Raw genomic sequence first — 9,924 nt, 5'->3', positions numbered from 1 at the left:
CGCTGCTTGACTTTCCGGGCATCCGCGCTCTCGCCCGACCCGGTTTCCTTCCCTGCCATTCATCAATGATCAAGCAGCACGGTGCGAATCACGCGCAACGACACACCCTATTACCGAAACATCTTTAATGTTCCCCGGCGAGTGCTTTCGAGCTGACCAGCGAGCTCCTCGAGTAGCCGTTCGTCGCCGCGGAAGGGTTCGTCGCTGCGCGGCCATGCCGTCACGATGTCAGTGAAGCCGAGCGCGGCCGCCCTGCCGACATCGTCGCGGAACTGTTCGAGCGAGGTGGTGGCGCTCGCACGGGATTCCATGTCCAGGTATCGGCCAAACGAGGTCGATGGTGTTCCCATTTTCGATGCGAAGATCTCGAAGCGTTCGACCGCGTGTGCGACACCGGACCACCAGTCCTCCGCGGAGCACTCGCGGTCGGCTAGTCCGAGCGTCACCCACCCTTCTCCTTGGGTAAGTGCCAGCTTCATCCCCCTGGGACCTTTGGCTGCGATCACGAAGGGCGGCCGCGGATGCTGGAGGGGGGCCGGGAGCATTGCGCGCCTCGATCGCGGTGAACCACTCGCCATGTCGGGTCGTTATTCGTTGTCGGAGTATCTCGTCGAGGAGGGTGACGAACTCGTGAAACCGGCCCGACGCCTGCCGTGGGGTCAATGCCGGTTTGCCGAGCACAGTGGCGTCGAAACCGGTTGCGCCGGCGCCCAGGCCGACGGTGATTCGGCCGCCGGACATCACATCGAGGGTGATCAGCTCTTTGGACAATGGCACGGGGTGGCGGAAGTTGGGCGAGGAGACGAAGGTGCCCAATCGAACCGTCTCGGTGTTCAGTGCTGCCGCGACGAGAGTGGGAATCGTCGCGATCCACGGGGAGTCGGCCAGGCTGCGCCATGCCAAGTGGTCGAGGGTCCAGGCGTGGTCGAAGCCATAGTCCTCGATTCTTTTCCACCGCGACAGGTCTGCGGGCCAGTCCATCTCGGGTAGTAGTGCGACTCCGATTCTCATTCTTCTTCTACGTTTCCGTCCGCTGTGGCGGGGTACCAGAATTTCGTCTGGTGAGACGCTCCATAGTGGTGGCCTCGTTGACACCACCATGGAGCGTCCGTCAAGTGAGCGTGTGCGCTGGTGATCGGGTTACAGCGCAGGCGCTCGGTTCGCGTCATTCCGTTTGGTCGGCGCGTCGTGCGTCGTCTCGGGAATCGAGTTGCCGCAATTGCGTCAGATCATCATTTCGGGCTGGTCGACCTTGCCCTGGTAACGCGCGAGCCGGAAAGACTCGATGTCGCGTTTGGTGGCTCCGTCGAGGGGCAGGTCCGAGGCGATTTCACCGAGGACGGGTCCGAGGGTGAACCCGTGGCCGGCCAGGCCCGTGATCAGGGGGAGGCCTTCGGGTCCGACGTGGCCGTCGATGATCGGCAGGCCGTCCGGGGTCATGTCGACAAGGCCACCCCAGTAGCGGGTGGCTTTCGCGCCCTGTAGTTCAGGGATGACGGTGGACAGTCGGCCGAGGGCCGAATGGACTACCTTGCGGTCACAGGTGGGTTCGGGAGAGACATGCGGGATAAGGTCGGTGCTCAGCGTCGAGCGGTGTCGGAGCTGTTCGATGGTGCGGGCGAGATCGAACTTGACCTTCAGGTTCTTGCGGAAAGACATGGCCCGCGTTAGCCAGTACCGGAGCCCGTTCAAGTCGGCGAGGGAGACTCCGTGGGCAACTTTGGCATTCAGGCCCGCGCTGACGACGACGTTGCCGTTGCGCCGCTGGCGCGAGCCGAATCCGAAGGCACGGATGGTTTGTTCGAACAGCGGCTTGACCGGTTCGGTCTCGAGTTCGGACATCACAACGGGCATGATCGGAACGTCGAGTCCGACAGTCTTGGCCAGGTAGGGGGTCCAGACACCGGCTCCGACGACGACCGCGCCGGCCTGGATTCGTCCGGCGGTGGTGTCGACGCCGATGATGCGTCCGCAGCTTTCAATAAGTTTGGTGACCTTGACGCCGAAAGCGATTTGGGCACCAGCTTTCTCCGCGCGACGGGTGTAGAGTTCAGTGCCTTTTTCGGACTGGCACTGGGCGTCGACTGGGCTCCACATGGCACCCAGGAAGGGGCCGGTGGCGGCCGGCATGATTTCACGGACCTGGGCGGCGTCGAGCAACTGCACCTGAGTCAGACCGGCTTTGTGTGCTTCCTCGACCAGGTGCTGAAGGATGGGCAGTTCGTCCTCTTTTGTGCGGAAGTAACGGTTGCCACCCTTGACGAGGTCGAAGTCACCCTCCTCGGCGGCGTCGGTCCACAGCTGCAGCGCTTCTTGTGCCAGCGGGAATTCCGCTCCGTGGCGCCCCTGGACTCGCAGTGATCCGTGTGCGCGGACAGCCTTCCGCAGCTGAGCTGGTGTCGGCGCGGGATTGAGCTCGGCAGCGACCAGATGCGCCGATTCTTTCACCGCCGCCCGCAGCGCCGCTTGATCGCCCTTTCTGATCCGGTGCTCACGTAGCGCGCGTCGCGCTTCCCACGCATCTGCCCGGCGCACCTCAAGCCGCAGCTGTCGACGAACGTCCGCGACACTAAAACCCTGGTCGCGGAGGTGGTGGAAGCGGCGCTCGATCCACCGATACGCAGTCGACCTACCGACACCAGCCCGCTAAGCAGCGACCTCCACCATCGCGCCGCGGTTGTGTTCACCCCAGAAGGAGCTTTCGACATCATGGGCGACCTGCCTGTGGTGACGTCGATACGCACCCGCGCGACTTCTTCGGCCACGTCGCAGACGGAAGAGTGGTTCCCTCCCCGACGGACGAACGATGGACGTCATTGATCCCGCCCAGGGAGAGGCCGTCGCACGTGCAGCCTCGGCGACCGCAATGGAAGTAAATCGCGTGGTGACATCGTCTCGACAATTCTTCGACGCTGGCCGCTGACGCCTTCTTGATCCGCCTGTAAAGGAGCGTCGACACGGTGTCGAGGCGACGCCGGATCGCGCGTTGTTCAATGCGAGGTTCGATTCTGTTCCACTACCCACGCGGCGATCTGTGCGCGGGAGGTGAAGCCGAGTTTGGCCAGCACATGCTCCACATGCCCCTGGGCGGTGCGCGGCGAGATCACGAGTCGAGCTGCGATCTCCTTATTGGTCAGCCCCTCAGCGACCAGATCGGCGACCTGCCCCTCCCGTTTGGTCAGTTTCGGCAGCATTGCGGTCGGCGCCGGCGGGGCGCCCGGGGCCCGCTCGCCGAGGGCGTAAGCGACGGCAGCATCGAACCCCAGCCGCCGGCCCTCCCGGCTGGCCTCCGCGAATCCACGCTCACCGAGCGCCCGACGACTCGTCCGTTCGCACTCCTCGTGGTGGACGAGCAACCCCGGAAACACGACCGCGTCGCTGCCGACCGACCGACTCAACTCCTCGGCGGACCCCAGCAGCACGGCCGCGCGGCGTGGTTTCTTCTCTCCGGCGGCGATCCAGGCCAGCGCCTCGAGGCCCGAGGCGGCGGTGCGCCGGTTGCTCGCCTCTCGGGTCAGGCGCAACGACCGTTCGAGCAGTCCCCCCGCCCGATCTGCATCCCCCTGACGCCACACCGTAACGCCCATGACCCACAGTGCATAGGACCGATACACGACCTCACCGCGTGCCTGTGAGAGCGCGAGCACCTGCCGATAGCACTCGAGGGCTCGTTCCGTCTCGCCGCGCAGGGTGTTGGCCAGCCCGAGCATGTTCGTCGCGCCGGTCTGGAGCGGAAGGTTCTGCCGTGCGCGGAACGTGTCGAGTGCGTCTTCCAGGCGCGAGCACGCGCGGCCCAGTTCGCCGCCGAAGATCGCCAGGATGCCGTCAGAATAGACAGCGAGGGCCTCGATCATGGCGTCAGTCGACTGTTCGGCGAGCGCGAGTCCCTCGTCCACCAGCGCGGCGCCCGCCTGAAGATCACCCTGGACCTCGGCTAACACGCTGGCCGCGTACAACGCCTTGGCCCGGTCGACACTCGGCCCCCCCGGTGGTTCCGGCCAGGAAGCGGGCGAGCCACCGGCGTCCTTCGCTCAGTAGACCACTGGCACTCCAGAACGGGAACAGGGCCGCGGCGATCCGCAGACCGGCATCCGGGCTGTCGGACACGCAGAACTCCAGGGCTTCCCGGAGATTCGGTTGCTCCCGCTCGAGCCGGTTGACCCATTCGAGCTGTCGTGAACTGATCCAGTCGGCCTCCCCCGTAAGCACAAACTTCTGGTACCAATCCCGGTGGCGTCGGCACAGCTCCTGTAAGACGGCCTTGTCGTGGAGCTTCTCGCGGCCGTAATCGCGCACTGTGTCGAGGAGCCGGAACCTCACCGCAGTGCCGGATTCCTCGCGGATCAGGATCGATTTGTCCACCAGCGAGGCCATCGTGTCGAGTAGCTCGGCCGCATCCAGTCCGCGTCCACATACCACCTCGGCGGCATCGAGCTCGAATATGCCCGAGAACACCGCCACTCGGGCCCACACTCGTTGCTCAACCGGTGTGCACAGCTCGTAGCTCCAGTCGATGCTCAATCGCAATGTCTGCTGCCGCGATGGTGCGCGCCGGCTGCCCTGGGTCAGCAGCGCATATCGGTCGGTGAGCCGGGCCAGGATCTGCTCCGGCGACATCGCTCGCAGTCGGGCCGCAGCCAACTCGATCGGCAACGGCAACCCATCCAGGCGCTGACAGATCTGGGCCACCGCGGTCTTGTTGTCCTCGGTCAGTTCGAACCCCGGGACGGCCGTGGCGGCGCGCTCAGCGAACAGCATGACCGCGTCGTAGCTGGGCAGTCCCGACAACGACGACTGCCGGTCCGGATCGGGTACCGTCAGCGGCGGCACCCGGAGCGACTCCTCCCCACCGATTCCCAGAAGCTCACGGCTGGTGGCGAGAATCCGCAGACCCGGGCAAGCCCGCAGCAGCGTGTCGGCGAGGTCCGCCACGGCGTCGACCACCTGCTCGCAGTTGTCCAGGACCACCAACAGTGACCGCTCGGCCACGAACTCGACGAGCGCCTCACGCAGAGGCCGCGCCGAATAGTTCCTCAGACCTAGCGCTCCGGCCACCACATTGGCGAGCAGCGACGCATCGGTCAGTTCACCCAACTCCACCAGCCACACCCCGTCAACGAAATCGCGTTGCACCGTCGCGGCCACCCGCAACGCGAGGCGCGTCTTACCGACACCACCGATCCCGGTCAAAGTCACCAACGGTGAGCGGGACAGCATCTCCCTGGTCTCGGTGATTTCACTACGGCGCCCGACAAAGCTGGTCAGCTCGACGGGAAGATTCCCCGCACCACGCACGCCATCCGCGACCGACGAAAAGCGAACGACCGCAGCACGCTCGTCGGAATCAACAACGGTGCGGATGGGGTTCGGCGCTCCCGGCAGTGCATTCGATCCGCCGCCGTGCAACGCCATCTCATCGACCGGGAATCCGTTGAGGCCCTCGATCCGTCGCAGCTCGTCACCAAGCTCGACGGCGGAGGGCCGATCCTGAGGGTTCGCGGCCATCGCTCGGGCGATCTCCGCGGACACGTCCTGGTCGATGCCGTGCCCGTGCAGGTCCGGCACCGGTTCAGTGGTGATCCGCAGGAACTGGGCCACCACCTGCTCACCGGTGCGGCGCTCGAATGCCGCGTGGCCGGTCAGGGCACTGAACAAGACGGCACCGAGCCCGTAGACATCCGACGCAGTGCTCGGCGGATCACCCCTGAGCACCTCCGGGGCGGTGAACGCCGGCGACCCGGTCACCGTTCCGGTGCCGGTCTCGAAGCCGCCGGAGATATGCGCGATTCCAAAATCTGTCAGCGCCGGCTCACCATAATCGGTGAAGACCTGGGGACGGGTGATCATCACATCGTCGATGGCCGGCAAAGGCGGGTACCCGCAATTCAGTCATTACTCGGCCTCGAAGTGGGCGGTCATCGGGCTTGCGAAAACCGTGGCCCTCGAGGTGGCAACCACCGGGACCACGGTGAACGTCATCTGCCCGTGCTGCGTCGACACTCCGATCATCCACAACAGCACGATGTACAGGCTGTTCCGACCCGACCTCGACTCCCCGACAATCGGCGACGTCGCCGAAGAATTCTGTCGGTATCAGCCCCAGGGAATTCCATGGATTCCCCCTCAGGCAATCACGGACGCACTGATGTTCCTGGTCTCCGATGGTGCGAAACACATGACCGGCGAGACCCTCTCCGTCGCGGCCGGCCAGAACGCCAACGGTGCGGCATAACCAGTCCACCAACGTCATACGTCCGCGTCACCTATCACGGTGCGGTTTCACAGCCAGGTCGAGCGGGATCGGCGGTACAGCCACGGCGACTACCCGGCCGAACATGCTGAACGAGTCGTGGACGTGACTGAAATGAGCAACCCATCGTCGCGAAACGGCGCCTCCCGTGGCGCATGAGGAAATGGAGCGAGAATGACCAACTGCATGATCGATCTCACCGGCAAGGTCGCCATCGTCACCGGCGCAGCGTCCTTCCATGGCGACGACGATCCCTACCGCGTCGGCCAAGGCTCATCGACCGCGAGTCTGTTTGCGCAACTCGGCGCCAAGGTCGTACTCGCGGACATCAATGGCGAGGTTGCCGAGCAACGGGCGAAGCAGATCAGGGCCGACGGTGGAGACGCAATCGCCGTCGAGACCGATGTCCGCGTTGAGGAACAGGTCCAGCGGATGATTGCGACCGCAGTGGACGAGTTCGGACGACTCGACATTCTGCACAACAACGCCGCCGACCTGAGGATTCCATGGGAGCCGGGCGACCCGCCCATCACGGAATTCGTGGTGGACACCTTCCGTGCCCAGATCGAAACACTGCTCCTGGGCCCGATGCTCGGCTGCAAGCACGCGATCCCGGCAATGGTGAACACCGGCGGCGGCAGCATCACCTGCACGTCGTCGATCTCCGGCGAGATGGGCGAGCTCAACCTGACCACCTATGGCGTCGCAAAGGCGGGCGTCAACCAGCTCGTGCGCGCAGTGTCCGCACAGCATGGCAAACAAGGAATCCGATGTAACGCCGTGGCGCCTGGACTCGTACTGAGCTCCCCCAGTCTCCAACTCGGGGACGAGCTGATTACCCAGTACACGCGCCACTGCGACACCCCTCACGTCGGTCAGCCCGAGGACATCGCCCGGGTCGTCGCGTTCCTGCACTCCAATGCCGCGCGGTACATCACAGGGCAGGTCATCAGAGTCGACGGGGGCTTCACCGAGCACTCCCCGATGGTCACCGAGGGTCGTGCATCCGGCCTCGTCGCCGGAACCACCTGAGGATCAGCGCCTTGTGACACCCGCCGAAAATGCGAGGCGACAGGCCACCCGGACATCCCGCATCCTGACCTGCTCGGTGAAAGGGCCTCACCGAGCAGCGGGGTTCATGCGTCGACGCGGCGCTCGCCACTACGTGCGGGTTGACCGTGTAGCGCCCCGTCGAGTTTCTGTGAAACTCAGAATGTTCAGTATGAATCGAGCTGTGGTGGCATCAGTGGACTAATGCGTCGCGAGACGATCCGCCAACCGTCCGCAGTGCGCCTGTAGGTGTCATTGTTGAGGCAGAAGCACCGAACGGTCGCACCATCCTTGTTGTGTCCGTCCTGAAGAAGGTAGTTACTCCCGTAAGCCTCGTCGGAACCGTTGAACTCGATGACGAAGTTGCTGAACAGGTGCATCTGATCTGCCATGACGTTCTGGTTGTGGGCGAAGAACTCCTGGATCGCCGAGCGACCCGAGTAGCTCTCCAGTCCCATCGGTCGGGCGTCGAACACGGCATCATCGGCATAAGGCTCCATCAGCGCCTCCATGTCGAACTGGTCGAGCCCTCGTGCGTAACGTGCAGAGAGCATGCGAATTTCTTCGATGTCCGCAATTTGCTGCGGGCTGACGGTGGGAATGGTCATGTACTTCTCCTCGATAGGTCGCTGAGTTTTCGGGCGACGAATCATTCAGCGACGGCCTGACGGGCTAGAAATCCCTCGCCAAGCATGCGCTCGGGCCACATGAAGTTGAGACTCTGGCGCACGATTTTCCAACCGTCACCGGTGCGGCAGTAGGACTCCTCGTAGACGCCGAGCCAGTAGAGTGGGTTGCCCCCTTCGCGGATCTGATCACCGGTCACGAAGTCGAGAAGATAGACAAGCCCCGTCGCAGTGTCCTTGCCGGTGAGCTCGACGACGTGGTTGACCACGACATGCAGGTTGGGGAAGTATCCACTGGCGTAGAAGGGCCTTTCGGCGTCGGCGAACTTCTGTTTGAACTCAGTGCGGTCCGTCCAACTCCCGTACGGACCAAAATCGCACACTGCGTCGGGGTGATACAGCTCCACCAGCTCATCCAAACGGCCCCCGTCGAGGTAGGCGGATCCGAGGGTGCGGAGATGTTTGATGGATTCGATGTCGAGCAGTTCGTCGATTGTCATGATCGTGTTCCTACTAGGTGTCTGATGAGATACGCTCGTCGAATCTTCAGGGCCAGCCGGGGATCTTCGGACCACGGCCACCGACTGTGGCAATGTATCCATTGTCGGCCGGGCGCTTTTCACCCCAGACGATTTCGAATACAAGCTTGGAAATCTTCCAGGTGCCCTCATGGCGCACCAGCTCGTTGTGGTAGCGAGCGATCAAGAAGCAGACGTCGTCGGCGCCGGCGAACTTCTCGAAGGAGTTGTGGTAGACGAGCGCCGTCGCCTTATCGCCCTCGATGTCGATGCGATAGACGTTGAGCATGTGGTGCTGCCATTCACATGTCTTCGTGAAGTCGGTCATCCAAGTGATGACGGCGTCCGCGCCTTCGACGAGTTCCCCGTTGCCGTATTGCGCTTGCAGATCAGGATGCAGGACATCGTGCAGCTGATGCATCTGCGCCGAATCGACACTCGACGCGTAGCGGTACAAAACTTCTTCGATCGCGATCCGATCGTCGCCGATGGTCCCTCGCCCTCTTATTGTCATCGTGTTTCAACGACTTTCGTCCACACGATCTTGACCTGGGTTAGCTCGCCGATCGAGGCTTCGCCGAGATTGCGTCCGTGTCCGGAGAGCTTGACGCCGCCAAACGAGACGCCGGGGTAGACCATTTGATAGCTATTGATGCACACTGTGCCCGCGTTGAGCGCCGCCGACACCCGCTGGGACGTATCGAGGTCGCTGGTCCACACTCCTGCGGCGAGACCGTAATTCGTGTCGTTGGCGATCCTGATCGCCCCCTCCTCGTCATCGAAGGACAACACCGCCATCACCGGGCCGAAGATCTCCTCCTGCGCGATGCGCATGTCGTTGGTTACTCCGGTGAAAACAGTTGGCTCATAAAAGTATCAAGGCCCGTCGACGCGGGAACCTCCGCTGACGAGGGTGGCTCCTTCGTTCTTGCCGATGTCGACATATGAGCCCACCCTGTCGAGTTGCTCGGCGGAGACAAGGGGGCCGAGTTGCGCCGCTGGGTCAAAGCCAGAACCGATCTTCATACCCTGCGTGCCCGCGAGTACCGCAGCGGTGAACTCGTCCTGGATCGAGCTATGTACCGATACTCGCGATCCGGCAGTACACACTTGACCGGCGTACATGAACGTTTCCTTGCCTCACTCCGACGAAGACCGGTACTCGAACTGACTTCAGTTTCGGTAAATGCGCTGTTTGTGTCAAAGGTCATAGAACGGGCGGTGCTCATGCTCGAATCATCCCTACGCCCGGTCCGAACAGCCGTCAAATCGCCGATGCGCCTGACCACCGATACCGATCGATGCGGGTCGCGGTCACCGGCCGGCAGGTAGAAGAGACCGATCTGCCGCGATTAAAGATGTTTCGGTAATAGGGTGTGTCGTTGCGCGTGATTCGCACCGTGCTGCTTGATCATTGATGAATGGCAGGGAAGGAAACCGGGTCGGGCGAGAGCGCGGATGCCCGGAAAGTCAAGCAGCG

7 protein-coding genes and 2 pseudogenes are annotated in these 9,924 nt (G+C 63.2%); 2 read left to right on the top strand and 7 right to left on the bottom strand.

The genetic code is table 11. The features are described 5' to 3' along the window. Positions 1 to 110: 110 nt before the first annotated feature. The 3 genes and pseudogenes from G9373_RS47415 to G9373_RS48020 form a co-directional block, all read right to left on the bottom strand. Positions 111 to 446 carry a hypothetical protein gene (locus tag G9373_RS47415; protein ID WP_240961111.1) on the bottom strand — a complete coding sequence of 112 codons (336 nt, stop codon included), beginning with the start codon at positions 444 to 446 and terminating at the stop codon, positions 111 to 113. A 778-nt stretch (positions 447 to 1,224) separates the two neighbouring features. Continuing rightward, entirely contained in the window at positions 1,225 to 2,448 is a 1,224-nt protein-coding gene (locus tag G9373_RS43610) for an FAD-binding oxidoreductase (RefSeq protein ID WP_206033839.1), read from the bottom strand. Positions 2,449 to 2,990: 542 nt separating this feature from the next. Beyond that, positions 2,991 to 5,823 (bottom strand): annotated as a pseudogene (locus G9373_RS48020) (LuxR C-terminal-related transcriptional regulator); the annotation flags it as partial. A 16-nt stretch (positions 5,824 to 5,839) separates the two neighbouring features. Between G9373_RS48020 and G9373_RS43595 the strand changes: the two are divergent. Continuing rightward, on the top strand, positions 5,840 to 6,232 hold the full coding sequence (locus tag G9373_RS43595) for an SDR family oxidoreductase (RefSeq protein ID WP_346842932.1): 393 nt from the start codon (positions 5,840 to 5,842) through the stop codon (positions 6,230 to 6,232). 192 nt (positions 6,233 to 6,424) lie between these two features. After that, on the top strand, positions 6,425 to 7,282 hold the full coding sequence (locus G9373_RS43590) for an SDR family oxidoreductase (RefSeq protein WP_240961109.1): 858 nt from the start codon (positions 6,425 to 6,427) through the stop codon (positions 7,280 to 7,282). Positions 7,283 to 7,467: 185 nt separating this feature from the next. Here G9373_RS43590 and G9373_RS43585 read toward each other — a convergent pair whose 3' ends face one another. The 4 genes and pseudogenes from G9373_RS43585 to G9373_RS47405 form a co-directional block, all read right to left on the bottom strand. Beyond that, the gene (locus G9373_RS43585) at positions 7,468 to 7,908 is read right to left on the bottom strand and encodes a nuclear transport factor 2 family protein (RefSeq protein ID WP_167121051.1); all 441 of its coding nucleotides are present in this window, start codon (positions 7,906 to 7,908) and stop codon (positions 7,468 to 7,470) included. A gap of 41 nt (positions 7,909 to 7,949) precedes the next feature. Then, positions 7,950 to 8,426: a nuclear transport factor 2 family protein gene (locus G9373_RS43580; protein ID WP_167121049.1), complete on the bottom strand. Its 477-nt coding sequence runs from the start codon at positions 8,424 to 8,426 to the stop codon at positions 7,950 to 7,952. A 46-nt stretch (positions 8,427 to 8,472) separates the two neighbouring features. Next, positions 8,473 to 8,958, bottom strand: coding sequence for a nuclear transport factor 2 family protein (locus tag G9373_RS43575; protein ID WP_120660273.1), 486 nt, complete (start codon positions 8,956 to 8,958; stop codon positions 8,473 to 8,475). After that, positions 8,955 to 9,569, bottom strand: a pseudogene (locus G9373_RS47405) (aldehyde dehydrogenase family protein). The gene G9373_RS43575 and the pseudogene G9373_RS47405 overlap by 4 nt, the downstream one beginning before the upstream one ends. Positions 9,570 to 9,924 lie beyond the last annotated feature (355 nt).

Origin of the sequence: Rhodococcus sp. A14, from assembly GCF_011603105.1 — a bacterium.
Classification (GTDB): Bacteria; Actinomycetota; Actinomycetes; order Mycobacteriales; family Mycobacteriaceae; genus Rhodococcus_F; species Rhodococcus_F opacus.
The sequence above is the reverse complement of the archived record's forward strand: the minus strand, read 5'-3'. Positions and strand labels throughout refer to the sequence as shown.

Bases quoted from the DNA above. Each gene is read 5' to 3' on its own strand.
- G9373_RS43580 (WP_167121049.1), bottom strand. From the start codon at position 8,426: ATGACAATCGACGAACTGCTCGACATCGAATCCATCAAACATCTCCGC.
- G9373_RS43590 (WP_240961109.1), top strand. From the start codon at position 6,425: ATGACCAACTGCATGATCGATCTCACCGGCAAGGTCGCCATCGTCACC.
- G9373_RS43585 (WP_167121051.1), bottom strand. From the start codon at position 7,908: ATGACCATTCCCACCGTCAGCCCGCAGCAAATTGCGGACATCGAAGAA.
- G9373_RS43575 (WP_120660273.1), bottom strand. From the start codon at position 8,958: ATGACAATAAGAGGGCGAGGGACCATCGGCGACGATCGGATCGCGATC.